Genomic DNA, 22,179 nt, shown 5'->3' on the forward strand with positions numbered 1-22,179 from the left:
GGTCTTAAAAGCGTTTGCCGTTAATATGCGCATTCTAATTTGAGGTATTCCCCGCATATGAAATTCTTTGCTACCTGCCCTAAAGGGCTGGAACCTGTCCTGTTTGATGAACTTCAGGCCCTGGATGTTGAAACGCCAAAGCAAACCCTGGCCGGTGTCTATTTTTCCGGCGGGCTTGAAGCGGCATATCGAGCCTGTTTATGGTCGCGGGTAGCGAACCGAATTTTGTTGGAATTGAAACGTTGTCCGGCAGAAACAGCAGAAGAGCTTTATCGTGGCGTGCAAGAAGTTACCTGGCTGGATCATATGCGTCCGGAAGGCACTTTGCTGGTTGATTTTACCGGTCAGTCAGAGGGGATTAATCACAGTCGCTTTGGTGCGCAGAAAGTCAAAGATGCGATCGTTGATCAGATTCGGGATGCAACCGGGCGTCGGCCATCGGTTGAGCGTCAGAAGCCAGATCTGCGGGTCAATGTCCACTTGCAGCGCGGTGAAGCAACAATCGCGATCGATATTTCAGGCGATAGTCTTCATCGACGTGGATACCGTTTAGATGCGGGTCAGGCACCGATGAAAGAAAACCTCGCGGCAGCACTTTTGTACCGCTGTGGCTGGCCGGAAAAAGCGTCTCAGGGACAGGCTTTACTTGATCCTATGTGTGGCTCAGGTACTTTGCTGATCGAAGGCGCTCTGATGGCTGCGGATATAGCGCCAGGACTGACGCGTCGAAATTATGGTTTTACCTTTTGGACTCAACACAATAATACTATCTGGCAAGCTCTCCTGGCTGAAGCCGAAGAGCGACGTGAAGCGGGCGTGAAGCGGGTTAGAAACCGTTTTGAGGGCTTTGATGCAGACACCAGGGTGTTAAGTCATGCCCGTGAGAACGCTCGTCGTGCAGGGGTTGAGGAGCTTATCCATCTGGAGCGACGAGATCTATCCAAGCTATCGCGCCCGGCCTCCGATGAGCATGGGCTGGTAATTACAAACCCTCCCTACGGAGAACGTCTGGGGGATGAGCCTACACTGTTCTTCCTATATCAACATCTTGGCGAGCGCTTGAAATCTGATTTTGCCGGTTGGCAGGGTGCGGTGTTTACTGGAAACCCTGAGTTGTGCAAGATGATGAAGCTGGCGTCTGATAAGACTTATAAGCTTTACAACGGAGCAATACCGAGTCAACTGCAGATCTTTAATATTCGGGCTCGCCAGGAGCCAGAGGTTTTAGTTGCGGCGCAACCTGAAGTCAAAAAATCAGAAGTTGTCCAGCCTGGAGTCGAAGAGCCTGGGATTGAACAACCGGGAGTCGAAACTAGCTCTGACGTCGCGATTGCTCCGGTTGAACTGAGTGACGGTGCGCAGATGTTGGCTAATCGTCTGAAGAAAAACCTTAAGCAATTTGGTAAGTGGGCAAAGCGTCAGGATATAAGTTGCTATCGTTTATACGATGCAGACCTGCCGGAGTACTCGGCCGCGATAGATCTTTACAACGATTGGGTTCATGTTCAAGAGTATCAGGCGCCTAAGAGCGTCGATGTAGTTAAAGCCTTTGCTCGCTTGCAAGAGATTATTGCAGTGCTTCCTTCTGTGTTGGGTATCCCTGCTGAAAAAATTGTTTTGAAGCAACGTAAGCGGCAACAAGGGACTAACCAGTATGAAAAGCGTGATGAGACTGAACGTTATTTTGATGTGAACGAAGGGGGTTGTCGGATTCTGGTGAATCTAGAGGATTACCTTGATACCGGGCTGTTTTTGGATCATCGGCCAATTCGTTTGCAAATACAGCAGGAGGCGAAAGGAAAAGACTTTCTTAACCTATTCAGTTATACCTCAACGGCGTCGCTTCACGCCGCTAAAGGAGGTGCACGTTCCACTACCAGCGTTGATATGTCGGCTACGTATTTGGGCTGGTCACGGAAAAACTTTGCGCTGAATGGTTTTTCTGAAACGCAGAATCAGTTTATTCAGGAAGATTGTATTAAGTGGTTAAAAGGTCAGAAGGGTCAAAGTTACGATCTGATTTTCATGGATCCGCCGACCTTCTCAAATTCTAAGCGCATGCATGATGTACTGGATATTCAGCGGGATCATGCTGAATTGATTAAATTAGCGATGGGCTTGCTGCGCCCAGAGGGTAAATTGATTTTCTCTACAAACTATCGTCGCTTTAAGATTGATTTACATTTAGCGGAGGAATATCAGGTTGTGGATATCACCCGTAAGACGGTAGATCTTGATTTCAAACGGCATACAAAAATTCATCAGTGCTTTGAAATATCCGTGAACTCTAATGGCTAGTTAAACCGGCTTTTCTTAAGTTTTAAGCTGTTTGGCTAAAAACCGCTTAATAATGTATTAAAACCACCGCAAGGTGGTTTTTTTTGGTGCGAAATAACTGTTTGAGTTTAGTGCGTTTTTTATTGGCATGGAACCTGCTTGTTAAGATTGCACATTTATAGCGCAGCCAAAGCATAAATCCCTGTGTCCCTTGTTATTGCATGACAGGATGCACAGAGAGGTACCTTCTGGCTTCAGTAAAAATTAAAAATTGCACCATATGGGTGCCTCTGAGTGTTTTTGAGTGCTTATTGGTATCAAAAGAGTGCATATGCAAATAGGAGAGCGACGTGGAAAGTGTTAATAGTGCCGTAGAGACACTGGTTCAGAGTTCAAATACTCTGTTTATTCTGATGGGTGCCATAATGGTATTCGCCATGCATGCAGGTTTCGCCTTTCTTGAGGTGGGTACTGTACGTCAGAAGAACCAGGTAAATGCTCTGGTTAAGATTATGACTGACTTCGGTTTCTCAGCAGTGGCCTATTTCTTTATCGGCTATTGGGTTGCTTACGATGTGACTTTTTTTCAGGATGCCGAAACGCTGGCGCAGAATAATGGCTATGAGCTGGTGAAGTTTTTTTTCCTGATGACATTTGCGGCGGCAATTCCAGCAATTGTATCTGGTGGTATTGCTGAGCGTGCGCAGTTCTGGCCTTTTCTACTAGCTTCAGCGTTAATCGTTGCTTTTGTCTATCCGTTCTTTGAAGGCATTGTGTGGAACGGAAATTATGGTGTTCAGGCTTGGATGGAAGCGTCATTTGGTGCGCAGTTCCATGATTTTGCAGGTTCTGTGGTTGTTCATGGTGTTGGTGGCTGGCTAGCGTTGGTCGCTGTGATTATGTTAGGGATTCGTAAGGGGCGCTATAGAAACGGTCGGCTGGTGGCCTTTCCGCCTTCGAATATTCCGTTTCTGGCGTTGGGTGCCTGGATTCTCTGTATCGGTTGGTTTGGTTTCAATGTTATGTCAGCCCAAACCCTCGATGGGATTTCTGGTTTGGTAGCCGTAAATAGTTTGATGGCGATGGTTGGCGGGATTATCGTATCCCTGCTAATAGGTAAGAATGACCCGGGCTTTATTCATAACGGTCCATTAGCTGGGTTGGTGGCAATCTGTGCGGGGTCCGATATCGTGCATCCAATTGGTGCGTTGATGATTGGTGGTATTGCCGGTGCATTGTTTGTCTGGATGTTTACCATAGTGCAGAATCGTTGGAAGATTGATGATGTGCTGGGTGTGTGGCCGTTGCATGGCTTGTGTGGTGCCTGGGGTGGTATTGCGGCGGGTATCTTTGGTGCTAACTCACTTGGAGGCTTAGGTGGCGTTAGTTTGATGTCACAGGTAGTAGGTACGCTGATGGGAATTGCTGTTGCTCTGGTTGGTGGAATTATTGTCTACGGCGCGATTAAGCTTATGATGGGACTGCGCCTGGATGAGGAAGAAGAGTTTGATGGCGCTGACTTGGCCATTCACAAGATTGAGTCTATTTCTGAAGATTGATCTGTTGTAGCTGATCTTATGAATCTAAAAAAACCGGGCTTAGCCCGGTTTTTTTATTTGAATTTTCGGTTCAGGCGTTATGTCCTTGAGTTAGCGGTATTAAAAGCGTGTCGGTTTTTAAATCGCGCTCTCAGTACTGTAATGCTTGCCAGCAAAAGCAGTGAGCCGCTAATAAGCGCTAAAGGGTTGCCCAGTAATGTAATGCAGGCGATACCGCCTGCAAGGTAGATAAAGGGTTGTTCTTCATAGAGCCATTGAGGTGTGTAGCTATTAAAAGCTCCACGGGATATTCGTGCAAGGAGTAAACGTTGTTCACGTCTATCCCTACGGCGGTAATTAGAGCGTTTAATCCAGATGATGCTGCCAAATATGTAGAGTGCTAAGGCTGAAAGCAGGGCTGGGTTGTTGTTATTGGATAAGCTAAGTAAGACGGCGCAAACGCCAATATAGAAGTAGGGCAGGCTCTCGTATAGGGGAGTCGGAAGCTTCATGGTATTTCGCCTCTTTTATCGATAATTTGAATCCCCATTCATTTAAATATTAGTATCTGTGCGGTTGTATTGGCATCTTAAACACATGAAAAATATTCATATTAACGTGTGTATGTTGGTTTTGAGTGGGTTTTTCTGGAAGTTGTTTGTGGGAGGTGTGGGTTTTAGCTATCGATTTTGTAAGGGGGCAGGTAGAGATTGTGAATGCTTTTAGGATGATAAAATTAGATAAAAAAAAAGGCCGCATTAAGCGGCCTTTTTTCGAAGCGTGATTACTTTTTTGGGTAATCGCGCTGGGTAGGTCCAGTGTACAGCTGGCGCGGACGACCGATTTTGTTCGGGCTGCTGTGGAATTCACTCCAGTGGGAGATCCAGCCGATAGTACGGGATAGTGCGAAGATAACTGTAAACATGTTGGTAGGAATACCAATAGCCTTCAGAATAATACCTGAATAGAAATCTACGTTTGGATAGAGCTTACGGTCAACGAAATAGTCGTCTTCCAGGGCGATTTGCTCAAGACGTTTAGCGATTCTAAGCAGAGGATCGTTTTCAATGCCTAGCTCAGCCAGTACTTCGTCACAGGTCTGCTTCATAACCTTAGCCCGAGGGTCAAAGTTACGGTAAACCCGGTGGCCGAAGCCCATTAGGCGGAAAGAATCATCTGGATCTTTAGCGCGCTGGATAAACTCTTCAATATTAGCTTCGTCGCCAATTTCGTTAAGCATGGTCAGTACAGCTTCGTTTGCGCCGCCGTGGGCAGGGCCCCAAAGCGCAGCAATACCAGAAGCGATACAAGCGAATGGGTTAGCGCCAGATGAGCCTGCAAGGCGAACCGTCGAAGTTGATGCGTTCTGCTCGTGGTCGGCATGTAACAGGAAGATCTTATCCATGGCTTTAGCCAATACTGGATTAGTTACATATGTTTCGCACGGGTTGCCATACATCATCTGCAGGAAGTTATCTGCATAATCCAGATCATTACGCGGGTATGTGAATGGCTGGCCGATGCTGTACTTGTAACACATTGCTGCAATCGTAGGCATCTTAGCAATCAGGCGGTATGCACATACTTCCCGGTGATGAGCATCATCGATATCCAGAGAGTCGTGGTAGAACGCAGACAGTGCGCCTACAACGCCGACCATGATCGACATTGGGTGAGCGTCACGACGGAAGCCGTTAAAGAAATGGTTCATCTGCTCGTGAACCATAGTGTGTTTCTTAACGGTATCGACGAAGGTCTGTTTCTGTTCAGCTGTAGGCAGTTCGCCATTCAACAACAGGTAACAAGTTTCGAGGTAGTCCGAATTTTCTGCCAGTTGCTCTATCGGGTAGCCGCCGTGTAGAAGAACACCTTTACCACCGTCGATGTAGGTGATTGAGGAATCACAAGCGGCAGTGGAAACAAAGCCGGGATCGTATGTGAACAGACCTTTACCGGTCAGAGCTCTAACGTCAACAACATCTGGGCCCATTGTGCCGGAATAGACGGGTAACTCAAAAACCTCATCCATTCCGTCGATTGTTAAGCGTGCTATCTTGTCAGCCATTATTGGCTCCTATCATTTCTGTTTATCTGAATGACTTTATAAATTATATCGGGATGTCTCTAGTTGCTGCAGGGTTTTCACCAATGTTTGCAACGCTCGCAACCCTTAATTATTAGTCACAATCTAAGAGTCTTAGCTCGTAATAGGACCCAGACACTATAGAGAGTTAGGAATATTTGTCAATTCAATCAAAGGCCGTTTTGCCGCAATGCAGCAAAGGTCTAACATGCGATGTATAAGGTCTATCAGGAAAGTGAAATCAGCAGAATAATCATTTAGTTGTAATGCAGAGGCGTAAGTAAAAAAAGTACTAGACAATAGGCTTATAATGGGTGTTGATTAATTGTATTGCGACAATTTGCTGGTATACTCCCGTTCCAGCTTACACCCTCATTCGGGATGGGTGTCGGCGTTGGACCGAGGTACTTATCTTTGTCTTTGAACACTACCTTTTAAACAACTTAGCTCTGCAACCGGGCTTAAAATAAGTGTGAACAAGAGCCGTGAACAAGAAAAGACCCGTAAATTTAGATCTACGAACTATCAAACAGCCAATTTCGGCTATCACTTCCATTCTGCACCGTGTGACAGGACTGGCGTTGTTTTTTGGCGCGTTCTTCATGCTGTATGCGCTTGGGATGTCTCTTGAGTCTGAGCAGGGCTTCGATGCTGCTGAGCAGATGTTGACAGAGAGCTTCTTTGCGAAGTTGATTGCCTGGGGATTGGTTTCAGCGTTGCTGTATCACTTCTTTGCCGGTATCAAACATCTGGTGATGGATTTTGGTCATTGTGAAGAGTTGGAATGTGCGCAGTTGGCAGCCAAGGTAACCCTGGGTGTCTCTGCTGTTGCTATTCTGCTGGCAGGAGTATGGATATGGTAACTTCAATTACAAGTTTTGGCCGAAGTGGTCTTTACGACTGGATGATCCAGCGTGTTTCCGCTGTAGTGCTGCTTGCTTATACCATCTTTATGATTGGTTATATGCTGTTTGGTTCTGAATTGGACTATCAGCAATGGAAAGAACTGTTCGAATGCACCGCGATGCGTATCTTTACGCTGCTGGCTTTGCTGTCTATGGCGGCACACGCCTGGATCGGCATGTGGTCAATCTCTACTGACTACATTAAGCCAACCGGTATTCGCTTCTTGTTCCAATCAGCTTGTGGTCTCTTGACGTTTATCTACGTCATTTGGGGCATTCAGATTCTGTGGGGAGTGTAAGATGAGCAGCAAGCTACGTACGCTGACTTTTGACGGTATTGTAATTGGTGGTGGTGGCGCAGGTATGCGTGCAGCACTTCAATTGGCCCAGGGTGGTCTGAATACCGCATGTATTACTAAAGTATTTCCAACCCGTTCGCATACAGTGTCTGCCCAGGGTGGTATTACCTGTGCGATTGCCAGTGCGGATCCGAATGATGACTGGCGTTGGCACATGTACGATACCGTTAAAGGCTCCGATTATATCGGTGACCAGGACGCTATCGAGTACATGTGTACAGTAGGTCCTCAGGCGGTATACGAACTAGATCACATGGGTATGCCGTTCTCCCGTACTGAAGAAGGGCGTATTTATCAGCGTCCATTTGGCGGTCAGTCAAAGAACTTCGGTGAAGGTGGTCAGGCTGCACGTACATGTGCTGCTGCTGACCGTACCGGTCACGCTCTGCTGCATACGTTGTATCAGGCGAATATGAAAGCCGGTACTACATTCATGAATGAATGGTACGCAGTTGACCTGGTAAAGAATGATGACGGCGCTGTTGTTGGTGTTATTGCGATCTGCATCGAAACCGGTGAGACTGTTTACGTTAAAGCTAAAGCAACGGTTCTTGCGACCGGCGGTGCTGGTCGTATATTCCAGTCGACTACCAATGCTCTGATCAATACCGGTGACGGTATGGGTATGTCCCTGCGTGCAGGTGTTCCTGCTCAGGATATGGAGATGTGGCAGTTCCACCCAACCGGTATTGCGGGTGCGGGTGTGCTGGTGACTGAAGGTTGTCGTGGCGAAGGTGGCTATCTGGTCAATAAGGATGGCGAGCGTTTCATGGAACGCTATGCACCAAACGCGAAAGATTTGGCTGGCCGTGATGTTGTTGCCCGCTCTATGGTTCTGGAGATTCTTGCCGGCCGTGGTTGTGGTGAAAATGGCGATCATGTGTTCCTGAAGCTGGATCACCTGGGCGAGGATGTATTGCAGTCCCGTCTGCCGGGTATCTGTGAACTGTCTAAAACGTTTGCGCATGCTGATCCGGTTAAAGAGCCTGTTCCAGTTGTACCGACTTGTCACTATCAGATGGGTGGTGTGACCACTAATGTTGGTGGTCAGGCGATTGGCTGTGATGCTGATGGTAACGATGAGATTATTGAAGGTCTGTTTGCTTGTGGTGAAGTAGCTTGTGTATCTGTGCACGGTGCTAACCGTCTCGGTGGTAACTCACTGCTCGACCTGGTTGTATTTGGTCGCGCGGCAGGTATCCAGATTGAGAAGCAGATGGCTGAAGGTTATTCTGCAAACGATGCTACTGAAGCAGATGTTGAGCGTGCTATGGCGCGTCTGAATCGTCTTAATAACTCCACCGGTGGTGAGAGTGTTGCTGAGGTTCGTGGAGATCTGCAGAAAACTATGCAGCTGTACTTCGGTGTATTCCGCGAAGGCGATAGCATGGAGAAAGGTCTCGAAATGCTGAAAGATATCCGCAAGCGTGTAGAGAATCTGCATCTTGAAGATAAGTCTTCAGCGTTCAATACCGCTCGTATCGAAGCGTTGGAACTGGAAAACTTGATGGAAGTTGCTGAAGCGACTGCTATCGCAGCTCTGATCCGTACGGAAAGTCGCGGTGCTCATGCCCGTAATGACTATACCGAACGTGACGATGAAAACTGGTTATGCCACTCACTGTTCCATCCGGAAACAAAAGAGATCACCAAGCGTGCTGTCAATTTTGCTCCGAAGACGGTTGAAGCGTTCCCACCAAAAATACGAACTTACTAAGGGGTTGTTACGATGCTGGTAAGTGTATATCGCTATAATCCTGAAACTGATGATGCACCTTATATGCAGGATATCCATATTGATATCCCGGGCGGTAAGGACATCATGGTGCTGGATCTGCTGCAGCTTTTGAAAGATAAAGATCCGACCATGGGCTACCGTCGTTCATGCCGTGAAGGTGTGTGTGGTTCTGATGGTATGAACATGAACGGTGTAAATGGTCTGGCTTGTGTTACTCCGCTTTCTGAAGTGGTTGTAAATGATAAGCTGGTACTGCGTCCGTTACCGGGTTTGCCGGTAATACGTGATCTGGTTGTCGATATGAGCCAGTTCTATACGCAGTACGAAAAGATTAAGCCGTTCCTTATCAATGATACGCCGGCGCCTGCTATTGAGCGTCTGCAGTCTCCAGAAGAACGTGCTGAGCTGGATGGTTTGTACGAATGTATTCTATGTGCATGCTGTTCTACTGCTTGCCCATCTTTCTGGTGGAATCCTGATAAGTTCGTCGGTCCATCCGGCCTGCTACAGGCATATCGGTTCTTGGCAGATACCCGTGATACTGCTACGGAAGAGCGGTTAGCGGATCTGGATGATCCGTTCAGCGTCTTCCGCTGCCACGGTATCATGAACTGTGTTAGCGTTTGCCCTAAGGGTCTCAACCCAACAAAGGCAATCGGTAAAATTCGAAACATGTTGCTCTCCCAAGCAACCTGATTCGAAAGAAAAACGGCTCCCATATAGGAGCCGTTTTTTTTTCAATGTTTTGTACTAGTCAAAAGGCTTATATCGCATTGGACTAAAACTTTTTAGAATTCCAACTGCATTGATATATGAGTGACGCATAAAAAGGCGTAGAATCACGTCCCGTATACTCTGTACCTCTATCAGGGTATGCACGTGAGTAATAATAACGGTAACTAAACAGGGGACGGCCGACAGGCCAGTTGGACAGGATGTGGTGCTTCCTGGACTTCGTAAAGTACCCCTGAGCCAGGGTGATCAAGAATGCAAGAAGGCATAATGGAGCTGATGTGGAAGAATGCCCATCTTAACGGTGGCAACCTGTCTTACATCGAGCAGCTATATGAAACCTATCTGATGGACCCCAACGCGATTCCACAGGAATGGCGTGAAGAATTCGATCGACTCCCTAAAGTCGGCGACAACCTGACCCAGGATGTTCCACATTCTACGGTACAGGAACATTTCCTTTATCTGGCTAAGAACCAGCGCCGTGCTGCGCCCGCTGCAGGCAGCGGTGTTAGTTCTGAGCATGAGAAAAAACAGATCCGCGTATTGCGGATGATCAATGCATACCGGGTACGTGGGCATCAGGCGGCTGATATTGATCCGCTTAATCTGATGCAGCGTGAGCCTATTCCCGATCTGGACCCTCGCTTCCATGAGCTTTCAGAAGCAGACTTTGATACAACATTTCAGCTAGGTTCTCTGTTCTTCGGATCAGAAGAAGCGACTCTGAGAGATATTATTAAAGATCTGAAGAAGACTTACTGTACGACAGTAGGTGCTGAGTATATGCATATTGTTGATACTCAGGAAAAACGTTGGATCCAGTCTCGTCTTGAGCCAGTTCGCTCTCATCCGGTTGTTGATGTTGAGAAGAAAATGATGGTGCTTGAGCGCCTGACGGCTGCTGAAGGTCTTGAGAAGTATCTCGGTTCCCGCTTTGCCGGTGCTAAGCGCTTCGGCCTTGAAGGTGGAGAGTCGATGATTGTTTCCCTGAATACGCTGATTCAGCGTGCAGGTAAGCAGGGCGCTCGTGAAGTTGTTATCGGCATGGCCCACCGGGGTCGTCTGAACACTCTGGTGAATATTTTTGGTAAAAATCCAGCAGAGCTATTTGGTGAGTTTGAAGGTAAGAAGACGCTAGAAACCTCCGGTGATGTGAAATACCACCAGGGCTTCTCTTCTAACGTAATGACTGGTGGTGGTGAAGTTCACATGGCGATGGCGTTTAACCCATCTCACCTTGAGATTTCAGCGCCGGTAGTTGAAGGCTCGGTACGTGCTCGTCAGGATCGTCGTAATGATGCGGTGGGAACCACGGTTCTGCCTGTTAATATTCATGGTGATCAGGCGTTTGCAGGTCAGGGTGTGGTGATGGAAACTTTCCAGATGTCACAGACCCGTGCATACAAAACCGGCGGCACTATTCATCTGGTGGTGAATAACCAGGTTGGCTTTACGACCAACAAGCTAGAAGATTCCCGTTCCTCTGAGTACTGTACTGATATCGCCAAGATGGTTCAGTCACCTATTTTCCATGTAAATGGTGATGATCCGGAAGCGGTGCGTTTTGTAACTCAGTTGGCGGTTGATTACCGTACTGAATTTAAGAAAGATGTTGTGATCGATCTGGTCTGCTACCGCCGCCGAGGCCACAACGAAGCGGATGAGCCTTCTGGTACTCAGCCGCTGATGTATAAGCAGATTAAAGTTCAGAAATCGACCCGCGAACTCTATGCTCAGCAACTTATCTCTGAAGGTGTTGTTACCGCCGAGCAGTGTAAGCAGCTGGAGCAAAACTATCGTAAAGATCTTGAAGACGGCAAGCACGTAACTCACTCACTGGTGATGGAACCTAAGCAAGAGCTCTTTGTTGACTGGGCTCCCTATCTGGGACTTGAATGGTCTTTTGATTGTGATACCCGTGTGGAGACGAAGCTGCTGCAAGAGCTGGGCACTAAGATCTGTGAAGTGCCAGAAGGCTTCCAGGTTCAGCGTCAGGTTCATAAGATCTATGAAGATCGTAAGCGTATGGCTGTCGGTGCGATGGAGCTTAACTGGGGTATGGCTGAGTCATTGGCTTATGCTTCGATTCTGGCAGAAGGCTTCCCGGTTCGTATCACCGGTCAGGATGTTGGCCGGGGTACGTTCTCACACCGTCATGCGGTTCTGCATGATCAGCAAAACGGTGAAGTATATGAGCCTCTGAAGAATATTGCTCCGGATCAGCCGCCGCTGACCCTGCATGACTCTTTCCTTTCTGAGGAAGCGGTTCTTGCGTTTGAATACGGTTACTCAACTACCATGCCTAACGCATTGGTTATCTGGGAAGCTCAGTTTGGTGATTTTGCCAACGGTGCTCAGGTAGTAATTGACCAGTTTATTACCAGTGGAGAGCATAAGTGGGCCCGTCTTTGTGGTCTGACAATGTTACTTCCACACGGCTTTGAAGGGCAGGGTCCTGAGCATTCTTCAGCCCGTCTTGAGCGTTACTTGCAGCTCTGTGCAGAGCATAATATTCAGGTATGCGTACCGACAACTCCGGCTCAGATCTATCATCTGTTACGTCGTCAGGTTGTTCGTCCACTGCGTAAGCCTCTGGTTGTTATGACGCCTAAGAGTCTGTTGCGTCACAAACAAGCGGTATCAACGTTGGAAGAACTGTCTGAAGGTACCTTCCTGCCAGTAATCTCTGAGACCGATCAGCTTGATCCTAAGAAGGTTAAGCGTCTGATTCTGTGTAGCGGTAAGGTTTATTACGACCTGTACAACCGTCGTGCAGAACTGGAAAGGGATGATGTTGCTATCATTCGTATCGAACAGCTGTATCCGTTCCCTGAACATCAGATGTTTGATGCTATTAAGCAATACACTAACCTTGAGTCTGCTGTCTGGTGTCAGGAAGAGCCGATGAACCAGGGTGCATGGTACTGTTCGCAGCATCATATGCGCCATGCGCTGTCTCGCCACAAAGACAAGATTCATATGGAAGGTGTGGGTCGTCCACACGCTGCAGCCCCTGCCGTAGGTTACATATCTGTACACCTTGAGCAGCAGGAAAAACTGGTTAATGAAGCAATCAATGGCTAACAGGCCGAAATAAAACGCCTGTTAGTAGCACTGAGAAAGGAAAAGACATGTCAATCGAAATCAAAACGCCGACCTTCCCTGAATCCGTAGCCGACGGTACTGTAGCGACCTGGCACAAACAGCCAGGTGAGGCTTGTTCAACCGATGAGCTGATCGTTGATATTGAGACAGATAAAGTTGTATTGGAAGTTGTAGCGCCGTCTGATGGTGTGATCAAAGAGATCATCAAGGGTGAAGGCGATACAGTTCTAAGTGAAGAAATATTGGCTATCTTTGAAGCGGGTGCCGCTGCGGCCGCGCCAGCTGCAACAGCTGCAACAGCAGCTCCGGCTGAGACAGCTGCAGCAGCAGATGTTGAAAAAGTAGGCCCAGCTGCTCGTAAGCTGATCGAAGAAAACAGCTTGGATGCGAGCCAGATTCCAGCGACGGGCAAGAATGGTGGTATCACCAAAGAGGACGTTGTTAACTTCCTTAAGAACAAGCCAGCAGTAGCCGTTGCGGCGCCAGTTAAGGTTGATAATGCTGCCGCGTTGAATATTGTGTCCGGTGAGCGTGTTGAAAAACGTGTTCCGATGACGCGTCTGCGTGCCACGATTGCTAAACGTTTGGTTGAGGCGCAGCAGACTGCTGCCATGCTGACAACTTATAACGAAGTAAACATGAAGCCGGTTATGGAGCTGCGTAAGCAGTACAAAGACCTGTTTGAGAAGACCCACAACGGAACTCGTTTGGGCTTCATGTCTTTCTTTGTTAAAGCGACTACTGAAGCGCTTAAGCGTTTCCCAGCCGTAAATGCCTCTATTGATGGCAATGATATGGTGTATCACGGTTACCAGGATATCGGCGTAGCAGTTTCTACTGCGCGTGGCCTGATGGTTCCTGTGTTGCGTGATACTGATGCGATGACGCTGGCTGATGTTGAGTCTACTATTGCTGATTTCGGTGCTCGTGGCCGTGACGGTAAGTTGGGCTTGGATGATATGCAGGGCGGAACCTTTACTATCACTAACGGTGGTGTATTCGGATCCCTGATGTCTACTCCGATTCTTAATCCGCCGCAGACTGCAATTTTGGGAATGCATAAGATTCAGGAACGCCCTATGGCGGTCAATGGTCAGGTTGAAATCCTGCCAATGATGTACCTGGCGCTTTCCTACGACCATCGTATGATTGATGGTAAGGAAGCGGTACAATTCCTCGTGACTATTAAAGACCTTCTGGAAGATCCTGCACGTATGCTGCTGGAAGTCTGAGTTAGTCCATTACTAGAACGAATTGATAGGTAGAAAATAATGTCAGATAAATTTGATGTAATCGTAGTAGGTGCGGGACCTGGTGGTTACGTAGCTGCTATTCGCGCCGCTCAGCTGGGTCTTAAAACTGCGTGCGTAGAAAAATGGGTTGATGATAAGGGCGGTGTTGTTCTCGGTGGTACTTGTTTGAATGTGGGTTGTATCCCATCTAAAGCACTGCTCGAGTCTACTCACCAGTTCCATAAAACGCAGCACTCCGATGTACACGGCATCCAGACTGGTGAAGTGACCATGGATGTTAAAAAAATGGTTGCCCGTAAGGATAAGATTGTTGGCAACCTGACCATGGGTGTTGCGGGTTTGTTTAAAGCCAATGGCGTTACTTTGCTGCAAGGCATGGGTAAGTTGATGGCTAACAAGCAGGTTCAAGTGACTGCTGCTGATGGTACTGCGACTGTATATGATGCTGAGAATGTTATTCTGGCGTCGGGTTCTGTGCCGGTTAACATTCCGCCAGCGCCATTGACTGAAGGTCTGATCCTGGACAACGAAGGTGCACTGAATATCGATGAGACGCCAAAACGTCTCGGTGTTATTGGTGCCGGTGTTATCGGTCTTGAGATGGGCTCTGTATGGGCGCGTTTGGGTACTGAAGTTACCGTACTTGAAGCGATGGATGATTTCTTAGCGCTGGCTGATAAAGATGTTGCCAAAGAAGCGGCTAAGATCTTCAAGAAGCAGAAACTGGATATTAAGCTGGGTGCCCGCTGTACAGGTACTGAAGTTAACGGTCAGGAAGTAACTGTTAAGTATACTGATTCTGAAGGCGATAAAGAGCTGGTTGTTGATAAGCTGATTGTTGCCGTTGGTCGACGTCCTTCCACTCAAGGCCTGCTAGCGGATGATTCCGGTGTTAAGCTGGATGAGCGTGGCTTTATCTTTGTTGACGGACAGTGTCGTACTGAAGCGCCAGGTGTTTACGCTATTGGTGATTCGGTTCGTGGACCTATGCTGGCACACAAGGCCTCTGAAGAGGGGATCATGGTTGCGGATATTATTGCCGGCCACCATGCGCAGATCAACTATGACGTGATTCCTAACATCATCTACACTCACCCTGAACTGGCGTGGGTTGGTAAGACTGAGCAGGAACTTAAATCAGAAGGTGTTGAGGTTAAAGTGGGTAAATTCCCATTTGCAGCTTCTGGTCGTGCAATGGCTGCGGACGATACCGATGGATTCGTTAAAATGATCGCTGATAAAGCGACTGACCGCATCCTGGGTGTTCATATGGTTGGTGGTATCGCATCTGAGCTGATCGCTCAGGCAGCGATTGCAATGGAATTCGGCTCAACAGCTGAAGACCTGCAGCTAACCGTATTTGCGCACCCAACTGTATCGGAAGCTGTCCATGAAGCTGCGCTTGCAGTTGATGGTCATGCTATCCATATGGCTAATCGTAAAAAGCGTTAATCGCTGTACAATTGTTTTAAATTTCGACCAGGCAATCCCTGGTCGATTATTGTTGCGCACAGTACTTTGTGCGTACATTTGGGCTGTGAAAAGATACTCTCTCCATATCGTTTTGCAGGGTTCTCAAAAGTATGAAAAAACGACGGATTAGAGCATGAATCTTCATGAGTACCAGGGCAAACAGCTGTTTGCCGAATATGGTCTGCCGGTTTCTAATGGAATCGCGGTAGATACTCCGGAAGCTGCTGCTGAAGCGGCTCTGAAAATTGGTGGTGACAAGTGGGTTGTTAAAACTCAGGTTCACGCAGGTGGTCGTGGTAAAGCTGGCGGTGTTAAGCTAGTTGATTCCCCTGCTGAAGCTCAGGCTTTCGCAGCTAACTGGCTGGGTAAGAACCTTGTTACTTTTCAGACTGATGCAAATGGTCAGCCTGTTTCTAAAATTCTGGTAGAAGACTGCACAGATATTGCTAATGAGCTATATCTGGGTGCGGTTGTTGACCGCTCTTCACGTCGTATCGTCTTTATGGCATCCACCGAAGGTGGTGTTGAGATCGAGAAAGTTGCGGAAGAATCTCCAGAAAAAATCTTGAAAGCTACTATTGATCCGGTTACCGGTGCGCAGCCATACCAGGCACGCGAACTGGCGTTCAAACTGGGTCTGGAAGGCGTTCAGATTAAGCAGTTTACCCAGATTTTCCTGGGTCTGGCTAAGATGTTCAAAGAGAAAGATCTTGCACTGCTTGAGATCAACCCTCTGGTTATCACTACCGAAGGCAACCTGCACTGTCTGGATGCTAAAGTAGCGATCGATGGTAACTCTGTTTACCGTCATAAAGACCTTCAGGCGATGCATGATGCATCTCAAGAAGATGAGCGTGAAGCTCGCGCGGCTCAGTGGGAACTGAACTATGTAGCGCTGGATGGCAGCATCGGTTGCATGGTTAACGGTGCAGGCCTGGCAATGGGTACGATGGATATCGTATCTCTGTACGGTGGCTTCCCGGCTAACTTCCTGGACGTTGGCGGCGGCGCGACTAAAGAGCGTGTAACCGAAGCATTCAAGATCATCCTTGAAGACTCTAAGGTTAAGGCTGTTTTGGTTAACATCTTCGGTGGTATCGTACGTTGCGACCTGATTGCTGAAGGTATTATCGGTGCGGTTAAAGAAGTAGGCGTACAGGTACCTGTTGTAGTACGTCTGGAAGGTAACAATGCAGAGCTAGGTTCTAAGCTACTGTCTGAGTCTGGTCTGGCGATTATTGCCGCTACCAGCCTGACTGATGCAGCTGAGCAAGCAGTTAAAGCAGCGGAGGGTAAATAACAATGTCCGTTCTGATTAATAAAGACACCAAAGTAATCTGTCAGGGTTTCACTGGTGGTCAGGGTACCTTCCATTCTGAACAGGCTATTGCATACGGCACTAAGATGGTTGGCGGTGTAACACCTGGTAAAGGTGGTTCCGAGCATCTGGGTCTGCCAGTATTTAATACTGTTGCAGAAGCCGTTGCTGAAACGGGCGCTGAAGCATCTGTTATCTATGTACCTGCTGCTTTCTGTAAGGATTCTATCCTGGAAGCTGCGAACAGTGGTATCCAGCTGATCGTATGTATCACTGAGCACATTCCTGTAATGGATATGCTTGAGTGTAAAGTTGTATGTGACAGCCTGGGCGTTCGCCTGATTGGACCAAACTGTCCGGGTGTTATCACTCCGGGTGAGTGTAAGATCGGTATCATGCCTGGCCACATCCACTTACCTGGTAAAGTGGGTATTGTTTCCCGTTCAGGTACGTTGACGTATGAAGCTGTTAAGCAGACTACTGATGCTGGTTTCGGTCAGTCTACTTGCGTAGGTATCGGTGGTGATCCAATTCCTGGTTCTAACTTCATCGATATTCTGGAACTGTTCCAGAACGATCCACAGACTGAAGCGATTGTTATGATCGGTGAGATCGGTGGTTCAGCTGAAGAAGAAGCTGCTGAGTACATTAAAGCTAATGTAACTAAGCCTGTTGTATCTTACATCGCTGGTGTAACTGCACCTGCAGGTAAGCGTATGGGTCATGCTGGCGCTATCATCTCTGGTGGTAAGGGTACTGCAGACGAGAAGTTTGCTGCACTTGAAGCTGCTGGCGTTAAGACTGTTCGCTCTCTGGCTCAGATTGCTGACGGCCTGCGCGAAGTTACTGGCTGGAAATAATCGCTCTGCGATTTCTCTAGTGGCTAAGCGTGACTGCGTCACTTGCTAGTTGCTAGAACTTAGAAAAACCGCCTTCGGGCGGTTTTTTTGTTTTCAAAATGAGTATCTTCTTAATTTTTTTGGATATTACGCCTTGTTTTGATTCCAGCCACTGTTTTAATATCACTGCTCAGTTAAATAATGGAATCTTATTTCAGTGTTTTATTACAAGGAGTTGAAAGGGAATGAATAGTTTTAGGCTGTTGCTGATATCGGCATTGGTTTTACTTATGACAGGCTGTGGCGCATTAAAAGCTCCTGCCTATTCACCTGACTATCAAGCCTTAGATAGTTTGAAGAATAAAAAGCTAGTGAATGTCTCTGTTGCTCAGGTTGAGCCGCGTAATCCTAAACATGAGGTTAATATAATTCCCCTAAGGGCTATGTCTCTAGTGGCTGAGCAAGGGACATTCTCGGCTTATCTCGAGTCCGCTTTGATTGAGGATCTTTCACAGATGGGGGTGTATCAGGCAGATTCAGATATCCAGATAAGCGTCGTGCTTGTGGAAAACAATATTGATATATCTAGTTTCTCTACTGGGGTAGGCAAGATAGTTATTAATCTGGAAATCTTAAAATCAGAAAGTCCTACATTTCAGAAAGAGTATGTTGCCACTACAGAGTTTGAGTCCTCATTCGCTGGAGCCGTTGCAATACCAAAGGCTCAGACAGAATATCCATTCTTAGTCCGTACTGTATTAAAGCAGGTTTATTCTGATCCTGAATTTATTAAGGAATTATCGTTATGAGTACTCGTGTTAAGGGTTACCTTTCTAAAATCAAAGTGATTTTGATGACTGCTTTGGCTACTTTGGTTGTGGGTTGTGCTCACCCAATTAATATCAGTCAACTGGAGGATCAAGCTGATTTTACCGGTGATAAGGTTTCTAAGACTGTTGCATATGTCATCACAGATGCTCAAAAGCAGGAAGAGGTTGTTTCCCCCGGTGGTGGTGGTGATAAAGTAAGTTATTACCCATACAGAGATTTAGAAAAAACTATTCGCAGCGTGCTGGGTGCTGTTTATGATGATGTCTATGCAATTAACAGCACTGAAGATGTGAAGGCTATTGAGTCAAATAATATTGAGTTGATCTATGTTCCGGTGATTTCAACTTCATCCAGCTCGGAATCTATGTTTACCTGGCCTCCAACAAAGTTTACTGTGAATCTATCTTGTTCGGTGAGTGATGCAAAAGGACAAAATGTAGCCAGTGTAATAGTTTCTGGTGATGGTGCCGCTGAGTTTTCCGAATTTAAGAGTGACTTCGGGTTGTCTGCCAGACGAGCTTCTACTGATTTGGGTAACAATTTCGCAGCTGCAATTAGGAAGCAAGAAGCGACTAAATAATTGTGTGAATTTTAAAGATGCCAAAGCCACCTCTATAGGTGGCTTTTTTTGTCATGAGAAAAATGAACATTTTTTTCTAAGTTCAGGATAGAATCAGATACGTCTAAGATTATATATTTATTGAGAGTTGTTATGAGTCTGTTTTCTTCTATTAAATCGATATTTTCATCTGCTCCAGGCAGCCCTAAAGAACCCGAAAAATTACCTTCTGAGGAATATCAGGGGTTTACCATAACGCCTGCGCCTATTCATGAAGATGGGGGCTATCGTGTAAATGGTCTGATCACCAAGGGTGAGCAGCAGCATGCTTTTATTCGTGCAGATATGCTTCCTTCTGGTGAAAGTTGTGCGGCGGAAATGATTCGTAAAGCAAAGCAGATGATCGATCAGCAGGGTGATGGGATCTTTTAGTCGTTATGACACAAAAGCAGCTATTTTCCCGCTATCTCAAAGACCTTAAGCCGGGACGGCTGGAGTGGATTGGTGTGCGCCCAGGCCGTAAGCAGGAATTACTGGTTTTAGATGCAGCAGAGGCTCTGGCGGGTCTTGGGTTGGAGGGTGATCACCGTTGTAGTAAAACGCCGGGCTCTGGCCGTCAGGTAACTTTAATCTCCTCCGAGTTTATTAGGATTATCGAAACCTATACTGGTCTTGAGCAAATAGATCCCCTGTTGTTACGTCGTAATTTGGTGGTCAGCGGTATTAATCTCAATGCGTTGAGACATCAGCAGTTTAAAATCGGCTCTGCAGTGTTTGAAGCGACAGCCTTATGTCACCCTTGTGTGCGTATAGATCAGGCCTTGGGGCAGGGTGGTGCGGCCGCAATGCTGGGTTATGGTGGGCTTTGTGCACGGATTCTTGAGTCAGGAGCGCTTAAGGTTGGAGATCAGTTGATACCGTTAGAAAGTTAATTGAGTTGCTAGATGCGGCTACATCGCTTATTTATGGTGTAAGGGTAAATTAAAGTGAGTAAAAATCCTATGGATGTCTCTAAGCCTCTCTTTTGGCGAGATTCACGTATGCCGCATGTAGAGTTACGCAAGGTTACCGATGGGCGGCAGGTATGCTATGCAGCTCATAGCCACGCTCAGTGGTCTATCGGTGCTATTACCGAAGGTAAGAGTACATTTTGTTATCGTGATGATCGGTGTCAGGTCAGTGCGGGTGATCTTGTATTGATTAATCCTGACTGGGTCCACGCTTGTAATCCTATTGATAATCAGCCCTGGGCTTATCTTATGCTCTATATTGATGCAGAGTGGTTAACGGCTTTGCAATATCAGCTGGGCTTGCTAGATGAGCCTGAGTGGGAGGATATTGGCACAGCAATTGTTTCAGACCGGCGTTATTATCTGGAGTATTGTCAGATGGCATCTTGCCTGCTTAACTCACAGATGGACTTGCAAGATAAGCAAGCTGCTGTCATTGAATATTTATCGGGTTTGATGAGGGTGCTGGCGAGTCGGCGTAATCAGCCAGCTCAGCCAGTACCGAATGTACTGCGGGAGCTTGCTGATTACCTCGATGAGTATGCGGCAGAGGAGATCTCTCTGGAAGATATGTGCCTTCGCTCGGGTTACAGTTCCGGTCATCTTATCCGAACATTTAAACGTCATTTCAGTCTTACGCCCCATGCTTATCAGATTAATCGACGGATCCAACGTGGACAGCATGAATTAAAACGGGGGAGGTCAATAGCTGATGCCGCATTGACGTCGGGCTTTACAGATCAGCCGCACTTTCAGCGTACTTTCAAGCGGGTGGTAGCTGCTACGCCAAACCAGTTCAGGCAATCTTTACTCAGTGATAAGGTAAAAGCAGCTCCCCACAAGTAATATCGCCAGTGTCCGGTTGATTGTTTTAAGTATCGTTGGCTGGTTGATATATCTGCGTAAGAACGCACCGGCATAGACCCAGCTGCCTAATGATAGCCAGCAGATAGGCAGGTAGATTGCTGAAAAAATTAGAACCTGCTGCATATCGTTACCGCTGGTATATGCGCCTATCCCTGATGCTGATGCCAGCCAGGCTTTAGGGTTGAGCCATTGCATCATCGCCCCTGTTATAAAACTGGGGGGCTTATCTGATTGGTTTTCTGGCAATTGCCCGTCAAAGACGGCAAGTTTAAAGCTCAGGTAAAGCAGGAAAATTACCCCGCCCCAGCGCAGCAAGATATTTAAAGCAGGAATCATTTCAAGTGCCGTATAAAGTCCAAGTCCGATAGCGATAAACAGGGCTATAAAACCGAAAGTGGCGCCTGTGACAAACACCATTCCTTTATATATAGAGTGTCGGGTGCCGCTGCTCAGGCATACTAGGTTTACCGGTCCAGGGGAAATGGATGCGGCAAGCGCGAAGGTCGACATAGATAAGATTATAGATAGGCTCATTGTATTCTCCTTATGGAAGGTGATGAGTATCTAGTGATAGTTGAGCCAGGTATTGAACAAAATTGATGTTTATCCAGAATCGGTGTCGGGAGGTGAAAGTGCTGGGCTTTTCGTGGTTAGATTAATTCTGTCTCTTGACCTGTCTACGGGTGTTGGGCTGATACTGCCTATGAATCGTTAAGGAGGTATTGATGTGCTGACTATTTCTGCGCTGGCTAAAAAGTTTAACTTGTCTCGCAGTACCGTTCTCTATTATGAGCGGGAAGGCTTGTTGAAACCCGCGGCAAGAGGCGGGAATGGCTATCGGCTATATGGTCAAAAGGAGCTGGAAAAGCTGGCGTTGATTGTAGATTATCGGGCGTTGGGGGTTCCTATCTCGGATGTTGCTATCCTGCTCGAGGGTGATGGAGAGCAGAAGAAAATTCTGCAGGAACAGCTCCGGCGTTTACAGGAAGAGATAGAGCGGTTACATCAGCAGCAATTAGCGATTCTTAAGTTTATTAAACAGCCAGACATTGCGGAGGGTAGTATGGTGACGAAAGAACGCTGGACAGAGATTATGAGAGCGGCGGGGCTAAATGATGGTGATATGCATAACTGGCACAGCCAGTTTGAAAAGCTGGAGCCAAAAGCTCATCAGGAGTTCCTGGAATCGCTGCAGATTGAGGCGGGCGAAGTTACACGGATCAGGGAGTGGTCACAAAGTTAAGGATTAGCTTTAGCAGAGACAAAAAAAAGAGAGCCATAAGGCTCTC

General features: G+C 47.2%; 20 protein-coding genes. 17 read left to right on the plus strand and 3 right to left on the minus strand.

Annotated features, from left to right (window positions below; genetic code table 11):
- The first annotated feature begins 57 nt into the window (after window positions 1–57).
- Both rlmKL and QZZ54_RS03680 read left to right on the plus strand, forming a co-directional pair.
- On the plus strand, window positions 58–2,298 hold the full coding sequence (rlmKL, locus tag QZZ54_RS03675) for a bifunctional 23S rRNA (guanine(2069)-N(7))-methyltransferase RlmK/23S rRNA (guanine(2445)-N(2))-methyltransferase RlmL (protein WP_290699026.1): 2,241 nt from the start codon (window positions 58–60) through the stop codon (window positions 2,296–2,298).
- A 329-nt stretch (window positions 2,299–2,627) separates the two neighbouring features.
- A complete protein-coding gene (locus QZZ54_RS03680) occupies window positions 2,628–3,836 on the plus strand; it encodes an ammonium transporter (RefSeq protein ID WP_290699028.1) in 1,209 nt (402 codons plus the stop codon).
- 77 nt (window positions 3,837–3,913) lie between these two features.
- Here the strand turns inward: QZZ54_RS03680 and QZZ54_RS03685 are convergent, their stop codons facing one another.
- Both QZZ54_RS03685 and gltA read right to left on the minus strand, forming a co-directional pair.
- Window positions 3,914–4,327, minus strand: coding sequence for a hypothetical protein (locus QZZ54_RS03685; protein ID WP_290699030.1), 414 nt, complete (start codon window positions 4,325–4,327; stop codon window positions 3,914–3,916).
- 272 nt (window positions 4,328–4,599) lie between these two features.
- Window positions 4,600–5,880 carry a citrate synthase gene (gene gltA / locus QZZ54_RS03690; protein WP_290699033.1) on the minus strand — a complete coding sequence of 427 codons (1,281 nt, stop codon included), beginning with the start codon at window positions 5,878–5,880 and terminating at the stop codon, window positions 4,600–4,602.
- A gap of 503 nt (window positions 5,881–6,383) precedes the next feature.
- Between gltA and sdhC the strand changes: the two genes are divergently transcribed.
- The 14 genes from sdhC (at window position 6,384) to QZZ54_RS03760 (ending at window position 20,869) form a co-directional block, all read left to right on the plus strand.
- Window positions 6,384–6,761: a succinate dehydrogenase, cytochrome b556 subunit gene (gene sdhC / locus QZZ54_RS03695; RefSeq protein ID WP_290699036.1), complete on the plus strand. Its 378-nt coding sequence runs from the start codon at window positions 6,384–6,386 to the stop codon at window positions 6,759–6,761.
- Window positions 6,755–7,102, plus strand: a complete 348-nt coding sequence (gene sdhD / locus QZZ54_RS03700) for a succinate dehydrogenase, hydrophobic membrane anchor protein (protein ID WP_290699039.1) — start codon at window positions 6,755–6,757, stop codon at window positions 7,100–7,102. Before sdhC ends, sdhD begins: the two co-directional genes overlap by 7 nt.
- Before the next feature lies 1 nt (window position 7,103).
- Window positions 7,104–8,879, plus strand: a complete 1,776-nt coding sequence (gene sdhA / locus QZZ54_RS03705; protein WP_290699042.1) for a succinate dehydrogenase flavoprotein subunit — start codon at window positions 7,104–7,106, stop codon at window positions 8,877–8,879.
- 12 nt (window positions 8,880–8,891) lie between these two features.
- Entirely contained in the window at window positions 8,892–9,596 is a 705-nt protein-coding gene (locus tag QZZ54_RS03710) for a succinate dehydrogenase iron-sulfur subunit (protein WP_290699047.1), read from the plus strand.
- A 291-nt stretch (window positions 9,597–9,887) separates the two neighbouring features.
- The gene (locus tag QZZ54_RS03715; RefSeq protein WP_290699050.1) at window positions 9,888–12,719 is read left to right on the plus strand and encodes a 2-oxoglutarate dehydrogenase E1 component; all 2,832 of its coding nucleotides are present in this window, start codon (window positions 9,888–9,890) and stop codon (window positions 12,717–12,719) included.
- Between the two features lie 47 nt (window positions 12,720–12,766).
- Complete coding sequence (gene odhB / locus QZZ54_RS03720) at window positions 12,767–13,972, plus strand: 2-oxoglutarate dehydrogenase complex dihydrolipoyllysine-residue succinyltransferase (RefSeq protein ID WP_290699053.1); 1,206 nt, start codon at window positions 12,767–12,769, stop codon at window positions 13,970–13,972.
- 39 nt (window positions 13,973–14,011) lie between these two features.
- Window positions 14,012–15,445, plus strand: coding sequence for a dihydrolipoyl dehydrogenase (gene lpdA / locus QZZ54_RS03725; protein ID WP_290699057.1), 1,434 nt, complete (start codon window positions 14,012–14,014; stop codon window positions 15,443–15,445).
- 154 nt (window positions 15,446–15,599) lie between these two features.
- Window positions 15,600–16,766: an ADP-forming succinate--CoA ligase subunit beta gene (sucC, locus tag QZZ54_RS03730; RefSeq protein WP_290699060.1), complete on the plus strand. Its 1,167-nt coding sequence runs from the start codon at window positions 15,600–15,602 to the stop codon at window positions 16,764–16,766.
- 2 nt (window positions 16,767–16,768) lie between these two features.
- Complete coding sequence (gene sucD, locus QZZ54_RS03735; RefSeq protein ID WP_290699063.1) at window positions 16,769–17,644, plus strand: succinate--CoA ligase subunit alpha; 876 nt, start codon at window positions 16,769–16,771, stop codon at window positions 17,642–17,644.
- Window positions 17,645–17,868: 224 nt separating this feature from the next.
- Entirely contained in the window at window positions 17,869–18,432 is a 564-nt protein-coding gene (locus QZZ54_RS03740; protein WP_290699066.1) for a hypothetical protein, read from the plus strand.
- Window positions 18,429–19,034: a hypothetical protein gene (locus QZZ54_RS03745; protein ID WP_290699068.1), complete on the plus strand. Its 606-nt coding sequence runs from the start codon at window positions 18,429–18,431 to the stop codon at window positions 19,032–19,034. The genes QZZ54_RS03740 and QZZ54_RS03745 overlap by 4 nt, the downstream gene beginning before the upstream one ends.
- Window positions 19,035–19,166: 132 nt before the next feature.
- Entirely contained in the window at window positions 19,167–19,445 is a 279-nt protein-coding gene (locus tag QZZ54_RS03750) for an HlyU family transcriptional regulator (protein ID WP_290699071.1), read from the plus strand.
- 5 nt (window positions 19,446–19,450) lie between these two features.
- Window positions 19,451–19,945, plus strand: coding sequence for an MOSC domain-containing protein (locus QZZ54_RS03755; protein WP_290699074.1), 495 nt, complete (start codon window positions 19,451–19,453; stop codon window positions 19,943–19,945).
- Between the two features lie 54 nt (window positions 19,946–19,999).
- Window positions 20,000–20,869, plus strand: a complete 870-nt coding sequence (locus QZZ54_RS03760; RefSeq protein ID WP_366645016.1) for an AraC family transcriptional regulator — start codon at window positions 20,000–20,002, stop codon at window positions 20,867–20,869.
- Here QZZ54_RS03760 and QZZ54_RS03765 read toward each other — a convergent pair.
- On the minus strand, window positions 20,831–21,424 hold the full coding sequence (locus tag QZZ54_RS03765; RefSeq protein WP_290699077.1) for a LysE family translocator: 594 nt from the start codon (window positions 21,422–21,424) through the stop codon (window positions 20,831–20,833). The genes QZZ54_RS03760 and QZZ54_RS03765 overlap by 39 nt on opposite strands.
- A gap of 193 nt (window positions 21,425–21,617) precedes the next feature.
- Between QZZ54_RS03765 and QZZ54_RS03770 the strand changes: the two genes are divergently transcribed.
- Window positions 21,618–22,133 carry a MerR family transcriptional regulator gene (locus QZZ54_RS03770; protein WP_290699080.1) on the plus strand — a complete coding sequence of 172 codons (516 nt, stop codon included), beginning with the start codon at window positions 21,618–21,620 and terminating at the stop codon, window positions 22,131–22,133.
- The last annotated feature ends 46 nt before the right edge of the window (window positions 22,134–22,179 follow it).

The sequence above is a fragment of the Amphritea sp. genome, from assembly GCF_016744155.1.
Lineage (GTDB): Bacteria > Pseudomonadota > Gammaproteobacteria > Pseudomonadales > Balneatricaceae > Amphritea.